The sequence below is a fragment of the Cupriavidus sp. USMAA2-4 genome (assembly GCF_001854305.1).
Lineage (GTDB): Bacteria > Pseudomonadota > Gammaproteobacteria > Burkholderiales > Burkholderiaceae > Cupriavidus > Cupriavidus malaysiensis.
Map to the genome: position 1 here is coordinate 3,985,444 of NZ_CP017748.1, position 21,471 is coordinate 4,006,914.

Sequence of the window (21,471 nt, forward strand, 5' to 3'; positions counted from 1 at the left end):
GCGGGGGCGCGCCGGCGGCGTGGCGGCCGGGCTTCAGGCCCGGTCGTGCACGACCTGCAAGGCGTAGCGCGCCTTGCCGCGCCGCTTGGCCTCGTAGAGCGCCATGTCCGCGCGCATGAACAGTTCGCTGGCAGTCTGGCCGTCGCCGGCCAGGTGCACGGCGGCGCCGACGCTGGCGGTGGCCATCAGTGCGCGGCCGGCGATCCGGTGCGCTTGCAGCGAACCCTGCACGATGTCCTGGGCGATCCGCTCGAGATCGGCCGGCGCGATCGCATTGCGCAGCACGATGGCGAATTCGTCGCCGCCGATGCGGGCGACTGCGTCGCCTTCGCGCACGCACGCCGACAGGCGCCTGCCGAACCCTGCCAGCAGTTCGTCGCCCACGGCGTGTCCGTGGCTGTCGTTGATGTGCTTGAAGTCGTCCAGGTCGACGAGCATCAGGGCGATGCTCTGGTCTGGCCCCTCGCCCGGGTTCATGGCTTCGGCCAGGCAGCGGTCGAAGCCTTTACGGTTGAGCAGGCCGGTCAGGTGGTCGCTGACGGTCTGCGCTTCCAGCGAGCGCAGCGCCTGGCGCTCGGCGGTCACGTTGCGGGCGAACATATAGAGGCCGACGACCGTATCGCGCGCGTCGTCCCAGGCAGGCTGGCAACTGACTTCCAGGCATTCGGTGCCGTCCGGGCTTTCCTGAGTGTAGGTCACGGCCCTGCCGGCGAACGCCTGCTCCAGGTGAGGCCGCACGGCCAGATAGGTCGGCGTACCCCACAGTTCCCGCAGCTTGAGGCCGACGATCTGCTGCACCGGCAGCCCGAAATGGCGCGCATAGGCTTGGTTGACGAAGACGTAGCGCTCCTTCGCGTCGACCAGGGAGATGAAGTCCGGCACATGGTTGGCGATGGCCTCGATCCGCTTCTCGCTCTCGGCGGCCAGGTCCTTGGCAGCCTTGAGCGCGCTCTCGCGCTCATGAAGCTGGCGCACGACGCCGGCGAAGGCCGAGGCGAGCTGGCCGATCTCGTCCCGGCGCTGCGTCGGCAACTGGTTGAGCGCGTCGGCGTTGAGCGCCACGGCGTCGACGGCCCGATGGAAGTCTTCGAGCGGCTTGAGCAGGCGCCGCACCATCAGCCACATCAGGCCGGCAGCCCCCGCCAGCGTCAGCAGGCCGATCAGCAGCCACTTGTGACGTACGTCGATCAGCGGCAGGAAGGCTTGCTCGGCCGGCAGCACCGACACGACGGTCCAGCCGTTCAGGTCGAGACTGCGGCGCGTGACGACGGGGCGCGCGGGCCGCAGGAACTCCCAGGGTTTGGCCGCCGGTGTCGCCAGGCCACAGGCGTCGGCCGTGCCCTGCGCCGCCGGCAGCATGATCCTGGCCGGCTCGGCGTGCATCGCATAGCGCGGATTCTGCCCGGAGGACACCAGGCAATAGATGCCGCCGCTGCCGAGGCGGCCGTCGCGCAACTCGTGCAGGAAGTTGTCCTCGGCCAGGTTGAGCGCGCCGCCGACCACCGCTCGCAGCGTTCCGTCCGGCGCGCGCAGTGGCACGGCGAGCACCATGCCCGGTGCGCTGCTCATGCGCCCGTAGAGCAGGTCGGAGGTCGCCACGGAGGCGCCCGCCTCGAGTGCGCGGAAATAGTCGCGGTCCTTGACCTGCAGCCGTCGCTCCTGGGGCACGGCGGTGCTGAAGGCGACATCGCCGTCCGGCCAGGCCAGGAAGACAGCATTGAAGTCCTCCGGCGTGTCCACCATCCCGGAGGCGAAGACCCGCAGCGTCGCCGGCGGCTGGTCGAGCATCGGTTCGAGCTGGCGCGCCAGCCGGCGCAGCAGGTGGATGCGGCTGTCGAACTTGTCGTCCAGGTGCTGCGCGACGAGGTCGGTCTGCCGGGCCTGCTCGGTCTCCAGCAGCTGGCGCAGCGATGCATAGGCGTAATACTGGGAGGCCAGCACACGCACGCCGAGAATCAGCGTCACCACCAGCGCGGCGGCGAGAGCTACCCGGTATTTCAAAGAGTGCCGCATGCGTGCTTGCTTCGTGCTTCTTCTGGCCTGTGGGGACGCGGATCGAACGCGGCCGGTGCCGCGATCTGCCCATGCCTGCCGGCACGGAACCGACAGTCAAGATTAGCAGAAGCGAAGGAGCGCAGGTACAGGTGAAGGTCCGGCATCAAGGGCAGGTCAAGGGCAGGTGGCGAGCGTCTGCTGCAACCAGTCGATGACCGGACGGAAGCGCGAGTGGCCGCGGAATTCCGCCGGATAGGCGAGCCAGATCTCGCGCGTCACTTCCGGCACATCGTGCAGCTTCGCCAGGCTGGCATCGTGAGCGGCCAGGTAGTGCGGCAGCAGGCCCGCACCCAGGCCGGCCCGCACCGCCTGCTGCACGGCATGCAGGCTGTTGGACTGGAAGGCGACCGGGCCGCCGCGCGCCTGCGGCCAGGCGCACTCGGGCAGGCCGAGGCCATCGTCCAGCAGCGCACAGCAGGGCAGGGCAGCGCTCGCGCTGGCATCCGGGCGGTGCATCGCCGCGTCGTGGGCGCGCACGTAGAAGCCGAATTGCACGGTGCCGGCACGCTGCGCCACGACATCCTCCTCCTGCGGGCGTGCCAGTCGCACCGCGATATGCGCGCGGCGGCGCGCCAGGCTGGCAACGCGATTGTCCAGTTCGAGCCGTACCTGGATGGCTGGATGGGCGGCGTACAGGCCCGGCAGCCGCGGTGTGAGGAATTCGCTGCCGAGCGCGGCCGTGGCGGCCACCCGCACCTCGCCCGAGACGCCGGCTCCGGCGTGTTCGGTCTCCCGCAGCAGGCGATCCGCGCTGCGTTCCATCTGGCGCGCCGCCTCCAAGGCCGCGCGGCCGGTGCCGGTGAGGACGAAGGCGCCGTCGGTGCGCGTGGCGACCGCGCCGCCGAGCGCGGCTTCCAGGCGCCGTATGCGGCGGATCGCGGTGGCATGGGTGAGACCGAGTTCGCGTGCGCAGGCGGAATAGCTGCCGCAGCGTTGCAGTGCCGACAGGGTCAGCAGGTCATCCCAGCAGAGTGAACGTTTTTGCACAGCGATCGTGAGGGATTGGAGAATTGGCGTACAGCTTAGCGCAGCCTAAGATGGCTGCGAAGCGTCCCGGAAGGCGCCTGCCGCGCCTCTGGCCCGCGGCGGTGCGCGCCGCTATCCCTGGGCCGCCCCTGCCACCTGTACCAGGAGATCCTCGCTATGTCCCAAGCCTTCACCCTGCTCGATCTTGCCGGCGCCAGCCGCGCGCCGTCCGCCTGGGACGCCGCCGTGCTGCTGCTGATCGACCACCAGCGTGAATATGTCGATGGCCGGCTGCCGCTGAGTGGCATGCCGGCGGCGGTGGCCCGCTGCGCCGCGCTGCTGGCGCAGGCGCGCGAGCGGGGCGCACCGGTCGTCCACGTGGTCCACCATGGGCGCCCGGGTAGCGGGGCCTTCGATCCGAGCGGACCCTACGCGGCCATCATCGCCGACCTCGTTCCGGCTGCCGGCGAAGCCACCGTGGTCAAGGGGCTGCCGAACAGCTTCGCCGGCACCGACCTCGCCGCGGTGCTCGCGCGGACCGGCCGCAAGGAACTGGTGGTGGCGGGTTTCCAGACGCATATGTGCGTCAGCGCGACGGTGCGCGCGGCGCTCGATCACGGCTATCGCAGCACCGTGGTGGCGGGCGCCTGCGCTACGCGCGACCTGCCGGATCCGCTCGGCGGGCCTGCGCTGCCGGCGGCGCAGGTGCATCGCGCCGCGCTGGCCGCGCTGCATGACCGTTTCGCCACCGTGGTGCCGGACGAGGGGGTCTGGCGGTAAGCGCGCAAGGAAGGGGGGGGCGCTTGCTCCTTCCTTCGCCAAAGCCGAAGCGCCCAGGCATGATGGCGCAAAACAAAAAACCCCGAGGCCTTCCGGCTTCGGGGTTTTTTGGCAACGTAAGGCGTTGCCAGCCAAATCTGGTGGGTGGTACAGGGATTGAACCTGTGACCCCTGCCGTGTGAAGGCAGTGCTCTACCGCTGAGCTAACCACCCCTGCTGCTGCGTTGTTGCTGTCGTGCAGCGGAGAAATGAGATTATGCAGAAGCCGCGGTATCTTGTAAAGCCCTTTCCGCAAAATTCTTGCGGCGCTGCGCCATTGGCACTTTGCCGCAGGTGGCTTCAGGCCGCCGGCACCTCCTGCCAGACGGTCTTGCCGCCGCTCGCTTTGTCGAGTTCCTTCAGCACTGCTGCATGGGCGGCCACCTCTTCCTCGCTGGCGCGCAGCACGGGCAGGTCGAGCGCGGACAGGTCCGCCGAGGCCACCGCGTGACCCGGTCCGTCGCCATCGTCGAGGGCATCGATGACCAGGGAGTCCTGGCCGCGCGTCATGGCGAGGTAGACCTCGGCCAGCAGTTCCGCATCCAGCAAGGCGCCGTGCAGCGTCCGGTGCGCGTTGCTGACGCCCAGCCGATCGCACAGCGCATCGAGCGAATTGCGCTTGCCGGGGAACATCTGGCGCGCTTCCTTGAGCGTATCGATCACGCCGCCGACGTGCTCGCGGAATGGCGGCAGGCCGAGCAGCTGGAATTCCATGTCGAGGAAGCCCAGGTCGAAGCTCGCGTTGTGGATGATCAGCTCGGCATCGCGCACGAACTCGCGGATGGGCTCGACCACCTCGGCGAAGCGCGGCTTGTCCGAGAGGAACTCGAGCGTCAGCCCGTGCACGGCGATCGCGCCTTCGTCGATCTCGCGCTCGGGGTTGACGTAGAAATGCAGATTGCGCCCCGTCAGGCGCCGGTTGACCATCTCCACACAGCCGATTTCAATCAGGCGGTCGCCGGTGGCGGCATTCAGGCCGGTGGTTTCGGTATCGAGAACGATCTGTCGCATGGCGGGCATTCTACCGGAGCGCGCGGGCAGGCCTCAGGCCGCCAGCGAGGCGACGCCCCGGTTGGCCAGCGCGTCGGCGCGCTCGTTGCCGGGATGGCCGTTGTGGCCGCGCACCCAGTGCCAGCTGACCTGGTGGCGTGCGGCCTCGACGTCCAGCGACTGCCACAGGTCGGCATTCTTGACCGGTTTCTTGTCGGCGGTCTTCCAGCCACGCGCCTTCCACCCGGGCAGCCATTCGCTGATGCCCTTCTGCACATACTGGGAGTCGGTATAGACCTGGATGCGGCATGGGCGCTTGAGCGCCCGCAAGGCCTCGATCACCGCGGTCAGTTCCATGCGGTTGTTGGTGGTGCCGCGCTCGCCGCCGAACAGTTCCTTCTCGCTCGTGCCGGCCACCAGCAGCGCGCCCCAGCCGCCGGGGCCGGGATTGCCCTTGCAGGCGCCATCGGAATAGATCGTGACTTCTTGCAGTGCTTCCATGTGATTCAAGGTTCGTGCCGGCCCGCGCGCGGCCCGGCGATGTGGATTGGCGATAGGGATTGGCGTCAGGGCCGGCCGCCTAGGCGCCGCCGCGAGGCGTGCCGCCAGGGGCCTTGCCGTGGGTGCCGGTCGGGGTGGCCACCGGTGCCGCCACCGGCTTGAGGGACGCCTTGGTCGGCTTCCATGCCGGGCCGACCAGGCGCACGCCGCGCACCCGCTTGATCGCCGAGATCATGTAGACGGCGCCGAAGATCGGCCACCAGCGGTCGCCCGCCTTCTCCATGAAGGCCGCGCGCTGCAGCCAGCGCTCGGTGCGGTAGGGCGGGCAGTAGCAGCCGAAGCGGCCACGGATGATATCGAAGCCGAGCAGCTTGAGCCAATCCTTGATGCGCACGAAACCGATCGACTGCGCGTCGGTCGGAAGGAAGGGCTCGACGCCGATGCGGTTCAGGCCCTGGCGGGCCCCCCACAGGCTCATCGGGTTGAAGCAGGTGACGACCACGCGGCCCTCAGGCATCAGTACCCGCGCGACCTCGCGCAGCACCTCGTGCGGATACTCGCTGAACTCCAGCACATGGGGCAGGGTGACGAGGTCCAGGCTCTGTGTGTCGAAGGGCAGTTCGTCGAAACGGCACAATAGCTGACGCGCGTCGGGCTGGCCGCTGCGCGGACCGTGCGGACCGCCGTCCGCGTCCAGCGCAAGCGCCGAGAAGGGCATGCGGTTCTCGCGCAGGGTGTCGATCACCGGCAGGCCGAGCTGCACAGCGTGGTAGCCGAAGATGTCCGTCACCGTGCGATCGTACTGGCCCTGTTCCCAGCCGAGCATGTACTGCCCGGGTGGCGAGGCGAGCCAGCCTTCCCAATCTATAATCGGTCGGTCGGACATAGGAGCAAGTATGTTGAGAGTGGAGCCGATTCCTGCATTCCAGGATAACTATATCTGGGCGATCCACGATGGTCACTGCGCCGCCGTGGTGGATCCCGGCGAGGCGGGCCCGGTCGAGCGTTTCCTGGCACAGCATCGGCTGGCTCTGGGCGCTATTGTAATCACCCATCACCACGGCGATCACCAGGGCGGCGTCGCGGACCTGCTGCAGGCGCATCCGCTCGCGCCCGGCGGCGGCCCGCTGCCGGTCATCGGGCCGGCCGGCGAGCGCATCGGCGGCCGCACCCAGGCGGTGCGCGAAGGCGACGTGGTGGCACTGGCGGCGCCAGCGTTGCAGCTGCGCGTGCTGGACGTGCCCGGTCACACGGCTGGCCATGTGGCCTACGTGGCGGATGACTCCGCACTTGGCGACAGCGGTCCGGCCGTGTTCTGCGGCGATACCCTGTTCGCCAGCGGCTGCGGCCGGCTGTTCGAGGGCTCGCCGGCGCAGATGCTGGACTCGCTCGACAAGCTGGCGGCATTGCCGCCCGCCACCCGCGTCTACTGTGCGCATGAGTACACCGCCTCCAATGTGCGTTTCGCGCTGGCGGTGGAGCCGGCCAATGCGGCGCTGGCCGACTGGCAGGCGCGCGTGCAGGATCTGCGCGGGCAGGGCCGGCCGACCGTGCCCACCACGATCGGGCTGGAGCGCGCGGTCAATCCTTTCCTGCGCTCGCGCGAGCCGGCGGTGCGTGCGGCGCTCGTTGCCCATGGGGGCCACCCCGGCAACGATGCGGCGGCTTTCGGCGCACTGCGCGGCTGGAAGGACGGCTTCCGCTAGGGTCCGCCCGGCCGCCATCGCGCCGGGCGCTTCCCGCGTCTCTCGACGGTTGCCCGGCTTTGCCGGGGGAGAATCTCATTGACGCCATAGCGCGTTTTTCATAGCATCAGGCAATTTTTTAGCGTCACGATTCGAGAAATTGATGAAAATTGGTCGATTCATGGCGGTGGTCGCCTGCGCTGCCTTGCTGGCAGCGTGCGCGGGCGCGCCGCCCGCCGCCGATACGGCCGGCACAGCGACCGCGCAGCGTGGCACGCCCGACCCGCTCAACAGCCTGACCACCGGCAAGGCAGCCGGCGGGCTGAACGCGGCCAGCGGCAAGCCGCCCGCAGGTGGCGAAGGCGGCGGCAGGGATTGGCTGAACGTCCAGCAGAGCGATATCTGGGACCGTATCCGGCGCGGCTTCGCCATGCCCGACCTGGAAGGCACGCTGGTGGACGACCGCACGCAGTGGTATGCCCAGCGCCCCGAGTACATGGAGCGCATGATCAGCCGCTCGAGCCGCTACCTCTACCACATCGTCGAGGAACTCGAGCGTCGCAACATGCCGACCGAGCTGGCGTTGCTGCCCTTCGTCGAGAGCGCGTTCAACCCGCAGGCCGAGTCGAGCGCCAAGGCGGCCGGCATGTGGCAGTTCATCCCGAGCACGGGCAAGACCTACAAGCTCAAGCAGAACATGTTCCGCGACGAGCGCCGCGACGTGCTGGCCTCGACCGATGCCGCGCTCGACTACCTGGCGCGCCTGTACGACATGTTCGGCGACTGGCAGCTGGCGCTGGCGGCCTACAACTGGGGCGAAGGCGCCGTGTCGCGCGCGATCTCGCGCAACCAGGCGCGCGGGCTGCCGACCGACTACGCCAGCCTGAGCATGCCGAACGAAACGCGTTACTACGTGCCGAAGCTGCAGGCGGTCAAGAACATCATCAGCAACCCCGAGCTCTACGGCATCAAGCTGCCGGACATTCCCGACCATCCCTACTTCGTCACCGTCACCACCTCGCGCGACATCGACGTGGCGCTGGCCGCCAAGCTGGCCAACATGCCGCTGGAGGAGTTCAAGGCGCTCAACCCCTCCTTCAACCGTCCGGTGATCCTCGGCGCGGCCAACCCGCAGATCCTGCTGCCCTTCGACAACGCGGAGCGCTTCCAGTACAACCTCAATACCTATCGCGGCGGCCTGTCGAGCTGGACCGCCGTCACGGTGGACAACCGTGAGCGGGTGGAGGCGCTGGCGGCGCGGCTGAAGATCGATCCGGACACCCTGCGCGAGATCAACCGCATACCCAAGGGCATGCGGCTGAAGGCCGGCTCGACGGTGATGATCCCGCGTACCGAACGCAATGACGAGGACATCAGCGCCAGCGTGGCCGACAATGCCATGCTGGCCGTGGAGCCCGATCTCCCCGATGCCCGGCGCGTCGTGGTGCGCGCGGGGCGGCGCGACACGGTGGCGTCGATCGCGCGGCGCTACGGCGTCACCGCCAGCCAGCTGATGGGCTGGAACCACCTGCCCGGCACCAAGCTGGTGGCAGGCCAGAGCCTGGTGCTGATGGTACCGGTGCGCGCCGGCGGCGCGCGTGCCGAGCCGGCGGCGCGGGGTGGTGCAGAGGTCGTGCGCGTGTCGGCGCACCCGCGTGCGGAAGCGCGGGCCGAGCCGCGCGGGCGCGCCACGGCGGCGCCGGCGCGCAAGGCCGCGCCGACGGCCAGGGGCGCCGCCGCCAAGGCTGCCCCCGCTCCCAGGGCCGCTACCGCCAAGGCGGCGCCGGCCAAGGCGTCGGCTGGCAAGGGCGGCAAGAAGCACTGACGGCCGCGGCTGGCGGCGCCTGCCTTGCGCTGGCGCAAGGCAGCGGCGGGTGCGGATCTTCCTGCGGTACGCGCGGCGGTGGCAAACTAGCGGCACAACCACAGCCGCCTACGCGCGGAGGAGACAGCCATGACCGCTAGCCGCGCCCTGCACGCGCGTTCCCTGGCCGACCCCGAGGGGTTCTGGGCCGAACAGGCCAGACGCATCGACTGGGAGACCCCCTTCGAACAGGTGCTGGACGACAGCCGAGCACCCTTCACGCGCTGGTTCGTCGGCGGGCGCACCAATCTCTGCCACAACGCGGTCGACCGCCACCTCGCCGAGCGCGCCGGCCAGACCGCGCTGATCCACGTTTCCACCGAAACCGGCGAGCGCCGCCGCTACACCTACGCGGAGCTGCACGACGAGGTCAACCGCATGGCCGCCATCCTGCAGGCTTTCGGCGTGGCCAAGGGCGACCGCGTGCTGATCTACCTGCCGATGATTCCCGAGGCGGCTTTCGCCATGCTGGCCTGTGCCCGCATCGGCGCCATCCATTCGGTGGTGTTCGGCGGCTTCGCCTCGGTCAGCCTCGCCGCTCGCATCGACGATGCGCAGCCGCGCGTGGTCATCAGTGCCGACGCCGGCTCGCGTGCCGGCAAGGTGGTGCCGTACAAGCCCCTGCTCGACGAGGCGCTGCGCCTGGCCTCGCACCAGCCCGAGCGCGTGTTGCTGGTCGACCGCGGGCTGGCGGCGATGGCGCGCACGCCGGGGCGCGACGAAGACTACGCCGCGTGGCGCGGGCAGGTGGGCGCGGCGCGCGTGCCATGCGCCTGGCTCGAATCGAGCGAGCCGTCCTACGTGCTCTACACCTCAGGTACCACGGGCAAGCCGAAGGGCGTGCAGCGCGACACCGGTGGCTATGCGGTGGCGCTGGCGACGTCGATGGAGTACATCTTCTGCGGCAAGCCGGGCGATACCATGTTTACCTGCTCGGACATCGGCTGGGTGGTCGGGCACAGCTACATCATCTACGCGCCGCTGCTGGCCGGCCTGGCCACGCTGATGTACGAGGGTACGCCGGTGCGGCCAGACGGCGGCATCCTGTGGCAACTGGTGCAGGAGTACAAGGTGAACCTGATGTTCACCGCGCCCACCGCCATCCGCGTGCTGAAGAAGCAGGACCCGGCCTGGCTGAAGCGCTACGACCTGTCCAGCCTGCGCCTGCTGTTCCTGGCCGGCGAGCCGCTCGACGAACCCACCGCGGACTGGATCCAGCAGGGTATCGGCAAGCCGGTGGTGGACAACTACTGGCAGACCGAGACCGGCTGGCCGATCATCGCCATCCAGCGCGGCATCGAACCGCTGCCGGCCAAGCTGGGCTCGCCCGGCGTGCCCGCCTATGGTTACGACCTGAAGATCGTCGACGAGTCCACCGGCGAAGTCTGCGCGCCCGGGCAGAAGGGAGTGGTGGCCATCGACGGCCCGCTGCCGCCGGGCTGCATGAGCACGATCTGGGGAGACGACGAGCGCTTCGTCAAGACCTACTGGTCGTCGGTGCCAAACCGCCGCTGTTATTCCACCTTCGATTGGGGCGTGCAGGACGAAGACGGCTATGTCTTCATCCTCGGCCGTACCGACGATGTGATCAATGTGGCCGGCCACCGGCTTGGCACCCGCGAGATCGAGGAGAGCCTGTCCTCGCACGCGGGCGTGGCCGAGGTGGCCGTGGTCGGCGTGCAGGATGCGCTCAAGGGCCAGGTGGCGCTGGGAGTCTGCGTGGCGCGCGATCCGGCCAGGGTGGCTGACGCGCCCGGCCGGCAGGCATTCGAGACCGAGTTGATGAAGACTGTGGAGCAGCAGCTCGGTGCGGTGGCCAAGCCGGCGCGCGTGGTGTTCGTCAACGTGCTGCCCAAGACACGATCCGGCAAGCTGTTGCGACGCGCGATCCAGGCCGTGGCCGAAGGCCGGGCGACCGGCGACCTGACCACCATCGAGGATCCCGTCGCGCTTGAGATGCTGCAGGACGCCCTGAAGGCTTGAGCGGAGAGGGGTGCGGGCAGGCCTGACCGGCCTGCCCGCGCCGTCGCCTCCACATTGCGAGGGGGGCAGGCATCTGGCGATGGGGGCAAACAGGTCTTGCGTTTCCCGGTGATGCCTCCTAATATTTTAAACATGAAATATTTAGGCTTGATCTAGACGGTCAGGCTAGACGATCAAGGCGGGGTCGGCAGCCGGGCAAGCGGTATGCGGCGACCGGCGCACAAGGAGACAAGACATGCGTGTGCTGTGCATTGGTGGCGGTCCGGCGGGGCTCTATTTCGGCTTGCTGATGAAGCTGCAGGATCCGCGCAACGAGATCATCGTGGTGGAGCGCAACCGCCCGTACGACACCTTCGGCTGGGGCGTGGTGTTTTCCGATGCCACCATGGACAACCTGAAGGAGGCCGATCCCGTCAGCGCGGCCCAGATCAACGAGGCCTTCAACCACTGGGACGATATCGACGTCCATATCGGCGGGCGCACCATCCGCTCGGGCGGCCATGGCTTCATCGGCATCGGCCGCAAGCGCCTCCTCAATATCCTGCAGGCGCGTTGCGAGGCGCTCGGCGTGCGCCTGGTGTTCGAGACCGACGTGACGGACGACCAGGCCCTGGCCGAGCAGTACGAAGCCGACCTGGTGATCGCCTCGGACGGCATCAACAGCCGCATCCGCACCCGCTACGCCGACGCCTTCCAGCCCGACATCGACACGCGCCGCTGCCGCTTCGTCTGGCTGGGCACCCGCAAGCTGTTCGACGCCTTCACCTTCGCCTTCGAGAAGACCGAGCACGGCTGGTTCCAGGCGCATGCCTACCGCTTCGACGACAACACCTCCACTTTCATCGTGGAGGCGCCCGAAGAGGTCTGGCAGGCCGCCGGCATCGAGCAGATGAGCCAGGAGGAGGGGGTGGCCTACTGCGAGCGGCTGTTTGCGCGCTACCTGGATGGCCACAAGCTGATCAGCAATGCCACCCACCTGCGCGGCTCGGCGATCTGGATCCGCTTCCCGCGCGTGATCTGCCAGCACTGGGTGCACTGGAACACGCTGGCTGGCGGGCGTCGCGTGCCGGTGGTGCTGATGGGCGATGCGGCACACACCGCGCATTTCTCCATCGGCTCCGGCACCAAGCTGGCGCTCGAGGATGCCATCGACCTGGCGGCCGAGATCGGTGACGCCGGTGCGGCTCGCCTGCCCGAGGCGCTGGCGCGCTACGAGGCCACGCGCAGCGTCGAAGTGCTGAAGATCCAGAATGCCGCGCGCAACTCCACCGAGTGGTTCGAGAATGTGGCGCGCTATGCGGAGCTGGCGCCCGAGCAGTTCGCCTATTCGCTGCTGACGCGTTCGCAGCGCATCTCGCACGAGAACCTGCGCCTGCGCGATGCCGGCTACGTGCAGGGCTTCGAGCACTGGCTGGCGCGCGCGGCAGGCATGCCGGCGGATGCCGCCGGCATGGGCGAAGGCAAGTCGCTGCCGCCGATGTTCACGCCCTACCGGGTGCGCGGCCTCACCTTGAAGAACCGCGTGGTGGTGTCGCCGATGGCCATGTACTCCTGCGTCGACGGCGTGCCAGGCGACTTCCACCTGGTGCACCTGGGCGCGCGCGCCATGGGGGGCGCCGGCATGGTGGTGGCCGAGATGACCTGCACCGCGCCGGATGCCCGCATCACCCCGGGCTGCCCGGGTTTGTGGAACGATGCCCAGCGCGATGCCTGGCGCCGCATCGTCGACTTCGTCCACGCCAACAGCGACGCGCGCATCGCCATGCAGCTCGGCCATGCCGGCCGCAAGGGCTCGACCCAGCTCGGCTGGCAGCAGATGGACCATCCGCTGCCCGAGGGCAACTGGCCGCTGCAGTCGGCCTCGCCGCTGCCTTATCTGCCGGGCATCTCGCAGGTGCCGCGCGAGATGACGGCGGACGACATGGCGCGCGTGCGCGATGACTTCGTCGCGGCCGCGCGGCGGGCGGCCGAGGCCGGTTTCGACTGGCTGGAACTGCACTGCGCGCACGGCTACCTGCTGTCCAGCTTCATCTCGCCGCTGACCAACCAGCGCGCCGATGCCTACGGCGGCTCGCTGGAGAACCGCCTGCGCTATCCGCTCGAAGTGTTCCGCGCGGTGCGCGCGGCATGGCCGCAGGAACGGCCGATGTCGGTGCGCATCTCGGCGCACGACTGGGTCGAGGGCGGTATCACGCCGGACGACGCGGTGGAGATCGCGCGTGCCTTCAAGGCCGCCGGCGCCGATATGATCGACTGTTCGTCCGGCCAGGTCAGCCCCGACCAGGCGCCGGTGTACGGCCGCATGTACCAGACGCCGTTCGCCGACCGCGTGCGCAACGAGGCAGGCATCGCCACCATCGCGGTGGGTGCCATCTTCGAGGCCGACCACGTCGACAGCATCATCGCCGCCGGCCGCGCCGATCTGTGTGCGATCGCGCGGCCGCACCTGGCCGACCCGGCCTGGACACTGCACGAGGCAGCGCGGCTGGGCTGGCGCGAGGCCGCCTGGCCCCGGCAGTACCTGGCGGGCAAGCGCCAGTACGAGACCAACCTGGAGCGCGCCGCGGCTTTCGAGGCGCAGGCGGCGGCGGGGAAATGACGATGGCAGCGGCACGGCAAGGCGGTGAACTGCAGGGGCGCCATGCGCTGGTGACGGGCGCCGGGCGCGGTATCGGCGCGGCGATCGCGCGCCGGCTGCTGGCCGATGGCGCCAGCGTGACCCTGCTCGGACGCAATGCCGGCGTCCTGCACGAGACGGCGGCCGCGCTGCGCGCGGAGTTGCCGGAGGCGGTGCTGGCGGTCGAAACGGCGGATATCGCCGACGCCGAGGCTGTCTCCCTTGCCTTCGCCGCGGCGAGCGGGCGCCTCGGCCCTGTGGCGGTACTGGTCAACAACGCCGGCCAGGCGCGCAGCGCCCCCTTCGGCAAGACCGACCTGGCCCTGTGGCAGTCCATGCTCGAGGTCAACCTGACCGGCACATTCCTGTGCGCCCAGGCGGCGCTGCCGGGCATGCTGGCTGCCGGTTGGGGGCGCATCGTCAACGTGGCCAGCACAGCGGGGCTGCGGGGCTATGGCTATGTCAGTGCCTATTGCGCCGCCAAGCATGGCGTGATCGGCCTGACGCGGGCGCTGGCGCTGGAGGTGGCAGCCAAGGGCGTCACCGTCAACGCGGTCTGCCCCGGCTACACCGAGACCGACATCGTGCGCGAGGCGGTCGCCAACATCGTGGCCAAGACCGGGCGCAGCGAAGCCGAGGCGCGCGCCGAACTGGCGGCCGGCAATCCGCAGAAGCGGCTGGTGCAGCCGGAGGAGGTCGCCGACGCCGTGGCGTGGCTGTGCCGGCCATCGGCAGGCGCCATGACCGGACAGGCCATCGCGGTGGCCGGCGGCGAAGTGATGGCGGGCTGAGCGCCCTTGTGCGCCCAGAGCGCACGCCGCACCGGCCCCTTCCTTGCGGTGGGCCGGACCGACAGGACAAGCAGGACAGAACGGAACCACAGAGAGACCGCAAATGACCGATATCGCCCTCGACATGCGCCATCATAAGCGCCCCTTCGCCGACTACCAGCCGCGCCACTTCCTGTGGTCGGTGTCCGCCGACGGCAAGGTGGGCACGGTGACGCTGAACCGCCCGGAGCGCAAGAACCCGCTGACCTTCGATTCCTACGCCGAACTGCGCGATTTCTTCCGCGGCCTGTGCTACGCCAGTGACATCAAGACGGTGGTGGTCACCGGCGCCGGCGGCAATTTCTGCTCCGGCGGCGACGTGCACGAGATCATCGGCCCGCTGACACGCATGCGCATGCCCGAGCTGCTCGAGTTCACGCGCATGACCGGCGACCTGGTCAAGGCCATGCGGGCCTGCCCGCAGCCGGTCATCAGTGCCATCGACGGCATCTGTGCCGGGGCCGGCGCGATGATGGCGCTGGCTTCCGACATGCGCCTGGGCACCGAGGCGGCCAAGACTGCCTTCCTGTTCGTGCGGGTGGGCCTGGCCGGCGCCGACATGGGAGCGTGCTCGCTGCTGCCGCGCGTGATCGGGCAGGGGCGGGCCAGCGAATTGCTGTACACCGGCCGCAGCATGAGCGCGCAGGAAGGGCTGCAATGGGGCTTCTTCAATGCTCTGCACGCGCCGGAGCGGGTGCTGGCCGAGGCGCAGGCGCTGGCCGCCCAGCTTGCCGCGGGCCCGACCTTCGCCCACGGTGTGACCAAGAAGCTGCTGCACCAGGAGTGGAATATGGGCCTGGACGAAGCGATCGAAGCGGAAGCCGAGGCGCAGGCCATCTGCATGCAGACGCAGGATTTCCGCCGCGCCTACGAAGCTTTCGTGGCCAAGTCCAAGCCGGTGTTCGAAGGCGACTGAGGAGCATCCATGTCAGACAAGACCTATCTGGAACTGCCCTTCTTCGACGAGGCGCACCGTACGCTGGAGCGCGATCTCGATACCTGGTGCGAGGCTTCGCTGCACGTCGACCATGGCGATACCGATGCCGCCTGCCGCGCGCTGGTGCGTCAGCTCGGCGAGGCGGGCTGGCTGCGCTACTGCGTGCCGGCGGCGCACGGCGGGGCGCTGCCGGCGCTGGATTCGCGCGCGCTGTGCCTGCTGCGCGAGACGCTGGCGCGCCACGACGGCCTGGCTGATTTCTCCTTTGCCATGCAGGGCCTCGGTTCCGGCGCCATCACGCTGGCCGGCAGCGAAGCGCTGCGCGAGCGCTACCTGCCGCGCGTGGCGCGCGGCGAGGCCATCGCCGCCTTCGCGCTGTCAGAGCCGGAAGCCGGCTCCGACGTGGCCGCCATGCAGTGCAGCGCCCGGCTGTCGGAGGACGGCAGCCATTACGTGCTGGATGGCGCCAAGACCTGGATTTCGAACGGCGGCATCGCCGATTTCTACTGCGTGTTCGCCCGCACCGGCGAGGCGCCCGGCGCGCGCGGCATCAGCTCCTTCGTGGTCGACGCCGGCACACCCGGCCTGGAGATCGCCGAGCGCATCGAGGTGATGGCGCCGCATCCGCTCGCCACGCTGCGCTTCGACGGTTGCCGCGTGCCGGTGGCCAACCGCCTCGGCGAGGCGGGGCAGGGCTTCAAGGTGGCGATGATGACGCTCGATATCTTTCGCGCCTCGGTGGCTGCGGCGGCGCTGGGCTTCGGCCGTGCCGCGCTGGACGAGGCGCTGGCGCGCGCCGCATCGCGGCCCATGTTCGGCGGCGTGCTGGGCGACCTGCAACTGACGCAGGCGGCACTCGGCGAGATGGCCACCGCAGTGGATGCCGCCGCGCTGCTGACCTATCGCGCCGCCTGGCTGCGCGACGTGGCACAGCGCCGCACCACGCGCGAGGCGGCCATGGCCAAGATGGTGGCGACCGAGAACGCCCAGCAGGTGATCGACCGCGCCGTGCAGATGTTCGGCGGCGCGGGCGTCAAGGTGGGCTCGCGCGTGGAGGGCCTGTACCGCGAGATCCGCGCGCTGCGCATCTACGAGGGCGCCACCGAAGTGCAGAAGCTGATCATCGCGCGGGAAACGATGGCGCCGCGCGGCTAGTGCCCTGAGTCAACGACTTTGTGATGCAGGGCGCCAGGCCGGCACCGCACATGGCGGCCCGGCCGGATACAGGATATCGATCGAGGAAAACGACGGAGACAAGCATGCCCACCAACGCCCCCAGCGATCCCTTCGCCCGCGACCGGCTGCCGCCGCGCGACGCCTGGCCCGAGTTCCTGTTCAACGACGACACCCAATATCCGCCGCGGCTGAACTGTGTGGCCGAACTGGTCGACCGCCATGTGCGCGAGGGACGGGGCGGGCGCATCGCCATCCGCTATCGCGGCGGCGACGGCCAGGTGCACTCGGTCAGCTATGCCGAACTGGCCGCGCTGGTCAACCGCATCGCGCACGTGCTGGTCGAGGACATGGGGCTGGTGCCGGGCAACCGCGTGCTGCTGCGCGGGCCCAACAACCTGATGATGGCGGCGAGCTGGCTCGCCACCGTCAAGGCCGGCTTGATCGCCGTGCCGACCATGCCCTTGCTGCGCGCGCGCGAACTCAAGCAGATCATCGACAAGGCCGAGGTCGGTGCCGCCCTGTGCGACGTGCGCCTGCGGGAGGAGCTGGAGGCCAACCTGGCGCCGGGCGAGCAGCATACGCCCAGCCTGCGGCAGGTGCGATGGTTCAACGCGGAGGCGGGCGATCCGGCCTCCCTGGAAGCGGCCCTGGCGGGCAAGCCCGAAACCTTCGCGGCCTGTGACACGGCGGCCGACGACGTCTGCCTGATCGCCTTCACCAGCGGCACCACCGGCCAGCCCAAGGGCACCGTGCATTTCCACCGCGACGTGCTGGCCATGTGCGACCTGTTCCCGCGCCATGTGCTGAAGCCCGGGCCGGACGACATCTTCTGCGGCACGCCCCCGATCGCCTTCACCTTCGGCCTCGGCGGCATCCTCTGCTTTCCGTTGCGGGTCGGTGCCAGCACCGTGCTGGCCGAGCGGCTGACGCCGGAGTCGCTGCTGGAGCTGATCCAGGACTTCGGCGCCACCATCGTTTTCACCGCGCCGACCTTCTACCGGCAGATGGCGGTGCTGGCGCCGCGCTACCGCCTGGCCAGCCTGAAGAAGAGCGTATCGGCCGGCGAGGCGCTGCCGGACGCCACGCGCCAGAGCTGGAAGGCGGCAAGCGGCATCGAGATGACGGACGGCATCGGCGGTACCGAGATGATGCACATCTTCATCTCCAGCGCCGGCGCGGAAGTGCGCCCCGGCGCCATCGGCAAGGTGGTGCCGGGCTATGTGGCGCAGATCGTCGACGAGCAGATGCGGCCAGTGCCGCCCGGCACCGTCGGGCGCCTGGCGGTGCGCGGCCCGACCGGCTGCCGCTACCTGGACGATCCGCGCCAGGCCAACTACGTCAAGGCGGGATGGAACCTGCCCGGCGATACCTTCATGGCCGATGCCGATGGCTACTACTTCTACCAGGCGCGTTCGGATGACATGATCGTCTCGGCCGGCTACAACATCGCTGGCCCTGAGGTCGAGAGCGCGCTGATGCAGCACGAGGCAGTGGCCGAGTGCGGCGTCATCGGCACCGCCGATCCCGAGCGCGGGCAGGTGGTGACGGCCTTCGTGGTGCTGCGCCCCGGCGTGGCGGCGGACGAAGCGACGCGCGCTGCCCTGCAGGAGCACGTCAAGCGCGAGATCGCGCCGTACAAGTATCCGCGCCGCATCGAGTTCGTGGCGGCCCTGCCGCGCACCGAGACCGGCAAGCTGCAGCGCTTCCGCCTGCGGCAACTGGCCGAGCAGGGCGCCAGCGCGGCGGGGCGGCCGTGAGCGAGGTGTTCCGCAACACCGTGCGGGTGCGCTTCAAGGACTGCGACGCGGCCGGCATCGTGTTCTTCCCGCGCTATTTCGAGATGCTCAACGATTGCGTCGAGGACTGGTTCCGCGAGGCGCTGGCCTGGCCTTTCGAGGCGATGCACGGCAGCGATCGCTGCGGCGTGCCCACGGCGGAACTCAGCAGCCGTTTCGTCGCGCCGAGCCGGCTGGGCGAGACCCTGACGCGCGAGCTGCGCATCCGCCGGCTGGGTGGATCGAGCGCGCTGCTGGCGGTGCGCTTCGCGGGTCCTTCCGGGGACCTGCGCGTCGAGTTCGAGCAGCGCCTGGTCTGCGTGGACCTCGGGCGCGTGGCGCCGCGGCCATGGCCCGATGCGGTGCGGGCCGCGATGGGGTGCTATGTGAGCGCCTGAATCCGCTACGATCCGCGCCGCGCCGGCAAGCGCCGAGGCGCGTGCGGGCAGAAGCGGTCTCCATGCGGCCTCGGGCGCTGCGTTCAGATTCACCGAATACCGAAACCGAAAACCACACACCTGATACCTGGAAACGCTATGAAGATCCTGCAACCCCCCAACTGGGCCCCGCCGCGTGGGTACTCGAACGGCATCATGACGGAAATGCAGGTCGGCAGCCGGTTGCTGTTCGTCGGCGGCCAGATCGGCTGGAACGCGCAGTGCGAGTTCGAGACCGACGATTTCGCCGCGCAGACCGGACAGGCCCTGCGCAATGTCGTGGCGGTGCTGGCAGCCGGCGGCGCGCGTCCCGAGCACATCGTGCGCATGACATGGTATGTCAAGGACAAGGAGGAATACGTGGGTGCCTATCGCGGCATCGGCGAACACTACCGCGAGGTCATCGGCCGCCATTTCCCGGCCATGACGGCGGTCGAGGTCGCCGACCTGGTGGAATCGCGAGCCAAGGTGGAGATCGAGGTCACGGCGGTGGTGCCGCCGGGCGCAGGCTGAGGGCGCGCAGGCGGGGAGGGCGGGATGCCTGCGCGCGGTGCCGCATCGGGCATGCCGTCGGTTCGGGCGCCCGAACGGCGTGGCGGCTTTGCACTGATTTGGTGCGATTGGCCGCCGGCCTTTCTGCAAGTCCTTGAAAACTTGAGAAAATGGCCTGTCCGGGCTATAATTCGAAAGTTTCGCTTTCAGAACCCTTCACCCTAGCGCCTACCGCATTCCACCTTCCGCCGCCCCCTTCCCGCGTGGCCCGGATACACCTGCTTCGCCGTCGTCTTCCGCAAGATGGCGCTCGAGAAGAAGTGTCTCCAGGAGCATAGCGTGGCCGGTGCCGACTGCATGCCCGCTGGCCTGCCGTCAGGCCGGGATCCTCCGGGGGGCAGAGGCGTCGATCAGGTCGGTCACGGGGTGAATCCAGCAGGAGCCTACCCGTGTTACCGTCTTTCCCGTCCGCCATCCTCGCGCTTGCAGACGGCACGGTCTTTCGTGGCTATTCCATCGGCGCTTCCGGCCATACCATCGGTGAAGTGGTGTTCAATACCGCCATCACCGGTTACCAGGAAATCCTCACCGACCCCAGCTATTCCCGGCAGATCGTCACGCTGACGTATCCGCACATCGGCAATGTCGGGGTCAATGCCGAGGATGTCGAAGCCACGAAAGTCCATGCCGCCGGCCTCATCATCAAGGACCTGCCGCTGCAGGCCTCGAACTTCCGCAAGGAGCACACGCTCGGCCATTACCTGAAACAGGAAAAGGTCGTGGCGATCGCCGGCATCGACACGCGCAAGCTGACCCGCATCCTGCGCGAGAAGGGCGCCCAGAACGGCTGCATCCTCGCTGGCGAGGACAATGTGCAGAAGGCCATCGACCTGGCGCGCTCCTTCCCCGGCCTGGCCGGCATGGACCTGGCCAAGGTGGTCTCGGTCAAGGAATCGTACGAGTGGACCCAGAGCGAATGGGCGCTGGGCCGCGGTTACGGCAAGCAGGAAACGCCGCGTTTCCACGTGGTCGCCTATGACTTCGGCGTCAAGTTCAACATCCTGCGCATGCTGGCCGAGCGCGGCTGCAAGGTGACCGTGCTGCCGGCGCAGGCGAGCGCCGCCGACGCGCTGGCGCTGAACCCGGACGGCATCTTCCTGTCGAACGGCCCCGGCGACCCCGAGCCGTGCGACTATGCCATCGCCGCCACCCGTGAGTTCCTGGCGCGCGGCATCCCCACCTTCGGCATCTGCCTGGGCCACCAGATCATGGCGCTGGCAGTGGGTGCGAAGACGCTGAAGATGAAGACCGGCCACCACGGCGCCAATCACCCGGTCAAGGACCTGGATGACGGCCGTGTGGCGATCACGTCGCAGAACCACGGCTTCGCCGTCGATCCCGCCTCGCTGCCTGCCAATGCGCGTGTGACGCACGTGTCGCTGTTCGACGGCACCTTGCAAGGCTTCGCGCTGACCGACAAGCCGGCCTTCTGCTTCCAGGGGCACCCGGAAGCCTCGCCGGGTCCGCACGACGTGGCTTACCTGTTCGACCGCTTCATCCACCTGATGGAGAAGGCCCGCGCCTGAACGGCGGGGACGGGAAGCAAGGGACAAGGACGCAGGCAGGAACCACCATGAACGCATTCATGCACGCCACGCTCGGCATCACCGATTTCTGGACCTTTGTGCTCGGCACGGTATTCATCGTGCTGCTGCCGGGGCCGAACTCGATGTTCGTGCTGTCGGTGGCCGCGCAGCGCGGTGTGCGCGCCGGCTACAAGGGTGCCTGCGGTGTGTTCCTGGGCGATGCCATCCTGATGGTGTTGTCGGCCGCCGGCGTGGCCTCGCTGCTGAAGGCGAGTCCGGCGCTGTTCCACGTGGTCAAGTACGTGGGCGCCGCTTACCTGGGCTGGATCGGCCTGCAGATGCTGCGTGGCGCGCTGCGTGGCTGGCGCGCGCGCGGCGCGGCGGCGGCACGGCCGCAGGCAGCCGCGCCCACGCTGGCGCGCGAGGCCGATCCCTTCCGCAAGGCGCTGGTGATCAGCCTGCTGAATCCCAAGGCCATCCTGTTCTTCATTTCCTTCTTCATCCAGTTCGTGGACCCGGGCTTCGCCTTGCCGGCACTGTCCTTCGTCGTGCTGGGGCTGGTGTGCCAGGTATGCAGCTTCGCCTACCTGACCACCATCATCTTCATGGGCGCCCGGCTGGCCGAGGCCTTCCGTCGCCGGCAACGCCTGTCGGCCGGCATGGCGAGCGGCGTGGGCGCCATGTTCATCGGCTTCGGCGCCAAGCTGGCCACGGCCACCCTGAACTGAACACCTGACATCCGGCGCCGCGCGCAAGCG

Annotated in this window: 18 protein-coding genes and 1 tRNA gene; 13 read left to right on the forward strand and 6 right to left on the reverse strand. The window is 69.1% G+C overall.

The window, feature by feature from the left end; genetic code table 11:
• Nucleotides 1-33: 33 nt before the first annotated feature.
• Both BKK79_RS17760 and BKK79_RS17765 read right to left on the reverse strand, forming a co-directional pair.
• On the reverse strand, nucleotides 34-2,013 hold the full coding sequence (locus BKK79_RS17760; protein WP_071038158.1) for a diguanylate cyclase domain-containing protein: 1,980 nt from the start codon (nucleotides 2,011-2,013) through the stop codon (nucleotides 34-36).
• 156 nt (nucleotides 2,014-2,169) lie between these two features.
• The gene (locus BKK79_RS17765) at nucleotides 2,170-3,042 is read right to left on the reverse strand and encodes a LysR family transcriptional regulator (protein ID WP_071038159.1); all 873 of its coding nucleotides are present in this window, start codon (nucleotides 3,040-3,042) and stop codon (nucleotides 2,170-2,172) included.
• Nucleotides 3,043-3,198: 156 nt separating this feature from the next.
• Between BKK79_RS17765 and BKK79_RS17770 the strand changes: the two genes are divergently transcribed.
• On the forward strand, nucleotides 3,199-3,801 hold the full coding sequence (locus BKK79_RS17770) for a cysteine hydrolase family protein (protein WP_071014142.1): 603 nt from the start codon (nucleotides 3,199-3,201) through the stop codon (nucleotides 3,799-3,801).
• Between the two features lie 138 nt (nucleotides 3,802-3,939).
• Here the strand turns inward: BKK79_RS17770 and BKK79_RS17775 are convergent.
• The 4 genes from BKK79_RS17775 to BKK79_RS17790 all read right to left on the reverse strand — a co-directional run bounded on the left by BKK79_RS17775 (nucleotide 3,940) and on the right by BKK79_RS17790 (nucleotide 6,217).
• Nucleotides 3,940-4,014 (reverse strand) — tRNA-Val (locus BKK79_RS17775).
• Nucleotides 4,015-4,140: 126 nt separating this feature from the next.
• On the reverse strand, nucleotides 4,141-4,851 hold the full coding sequence (gene dnaQ / locus BKK79_RS17780) for a DNA polymerase III subunit epsilon (protein ID WP_071014139.1): 711 nt from the start codon (nucleotides 4,849-4,851) through the stop codon (nucleotides 4,141-4,143).
• 33 nt (nucleotides 4,852-4,884) lie between these two features.
• On the reverse strand, nucleotides 4,885-5,322 hold the full coding sequence (gene rnhA, locus BKK79_RS17785) for a ribonuclease HI (protein ID WP_071038566.1): 438 nt from the start codon (nucleotides 5,320-5,322) through the stop codon (nucleotides 4,885-4,887).
• Nucleotides 5,323-5,410: 88 nt separating this feature from the next.
• A complete protein-coding gene (locus BKK79_RS17790) occupies nucleotides 5,411-6,217 on the reverse strand; it encodes a class I SAM-dependent methyltransferase (RefSeq protein ID WP_071038160.1) in 807 nt (268 codons plus the stop codon).
• A 10-nt stretch (nucleotides 6,218-6,227) separates the two neighbouring features.
• On the opposite strand from BKK79_RS17790, the gene gloB reads away from it, so the two are divergent.
• The 12 genes from gloB to leuE all read left to right on the forward strand — a co-directional run bounded on the left by gloB (nucleotide 6,228) and on the right by leuE (nucleotide 21,441).
• Entirely contained in the window at nucleotides 6,228-7,037 is an 810-nt protein-coding gene (gene gloB / locus BKK79_RS17795; RefSeq protein ID WP_071014134.1) for a hydroxyacylglutathione hydrolase, read from the forward strand.
• A 142-nt stretch (nucleotides 7,038-7,179) separates the two neighbouring features.
• Complete coding sequence (locus BKK79_RS17800; protein ID WP_071014131.1) at nucleotides 7,180-8,841, forward strand: transglycosylase SLT domain-containing protein; 1,662 nt, start codon at nucleotides 7,180-7,182, stop codon at nucleotides 8,839-8,841.
• A gap of 129 nt (nucleotides 8,842-8,970) precedes the next feature.
• The gene (locus BKK79_RS17805) at nucleotides 8,971-10,863 is read left to right on the forward strand and encodes a propionate--CoA ligase (protein WP_071014128.1); all 1,893 of its coding nucleotides are present in this window, start codon (nucleotides 8,971-8,973) and stop codon (nucleotides 10,861-10,863) included.
• A 235-nt stretch (nucleotides 10,864-11,098) separates the two neighbouring features.
• A complete protein-coding gene (locus BKK79_RS17810) occupies nucleotides 11,099-13,462 on the forward strand; it encodes a bifunctional salicylyl-CoA 5-hydroxylase/oxidoreductase (protein ID WP_071038161.1) in 2,364 nt (787 codons plus the stop codon).
• A gap of 2 nt (nucleotides 13,463-13,464) precedes the next feature.
• Nucleotides 13,465-14,271, forward strand: a complete 807-nt coding sequence (locus tag BKK79_RS17815; protein WP_071014123.1) for an SDR family NAD(P)-dependent oxidoreductase — start codon at nucleotides 13,465-13,467, stop codon at nucleotides 14,269-14,271.
• Nucleotides 14,272-14,374: 103 nt separating this feature from the next.
• The gene (locus BKK79_RS17820) at nucleotides 14,375-15,226 is read left to right on the forward strand and encodes an enoyl-CoA hydratase family protein (protein ID WP_071014120.1); all 852 of its coding nucleotides are present in this window, start codon (nucleotides 14,375-14,377) and stop codon (nucleotides 15,224-15,226) included.
• 9 nt (nucleotides 15,227-15,235) lie between these two features.
• The gene (locus tag BKK79_RS17825; RefSeq protein WP_071038162.1) at nucleotides 15,236-16,402 is read left to right on the forward strand and encodes an acyl-CoA dehydrogenase family protein; all 1,167 of its coding nucleotides are present in this window, start codon (nucleotides 15,236-15,238) and stop codon (nucleotides 16,400-16,402) included.
• A 104-nt stretch (nucleotides 16,403-16,506) separates the two neighbouring features.
• Nucleotides 16,507-18,180, forward strand: coding sequence for an AMP-binding protein (locus BKK79_RS17830; RefSeq protein WP_071038163.1), 1,674 nt, complete (start codon nucleotides 16,507-16,509; stop codon nucleotides 18,178-18,180).
• Nucleotides 18,177-18,596, forward strand: coding sequence for an acyl-CoA thioesterase (locus BKK79_RS17835; RefSeq protein ID WP_071014112.1), 420 nt, complete (start codon nucleotides 18,177-18,179; stop codon nucleotides 18,594-18,596). The genes BKK79_RS17830 and BKK79_RS17835 overlap by 4 nt, the downstream gene beginning before the upstream one ends.
• A gap of 138 nt (nucleotides 18,597-18,734) precedes the next feature.
• Nucleotides 18,735-19,148 (forward strand): RidA family protein, encoded by a 414-nt coding sequence (locus BKK79_RS17840; RefSeq protein WP_071038164.1) that lies wholly within the window; start codon nucleotides 18,735-18,737, stop codon nucleotides 19,146-19,148.
• A 428-nt stretch (nucleotides 19,149-19,576) separates the two neighbouring features.
• Nucleotides 19,577-20,713, forward strand: coding sequence for a glutamine-hydrolyzing carbamoyl-phosphate synthase small subunit (gene carA, locus BKK79_RS17845; RefSeq protein WP_071014108.1), 1,137 nt, complete (start codon nucleotides 19,577-19,579; stop codon nucleotides 20,711-20,713).
• Nucleotides 20,714-20,760: 47 nt separating this feature from the next.
• Complete coding sequence (gene leuE / locus BKK79_RS17850; RefSeq protein ID WP_071014106.1) at nucleotides 20,761-21,441, forward strand: leucine efflux protein LeuE; 681 nt, start codon at nucleotides 20,761-20,763, stop codon at nucleotides 21,439-21,441.
• Nucleotides 21,442-21,471: the final 30 nt, after the last annotated feature.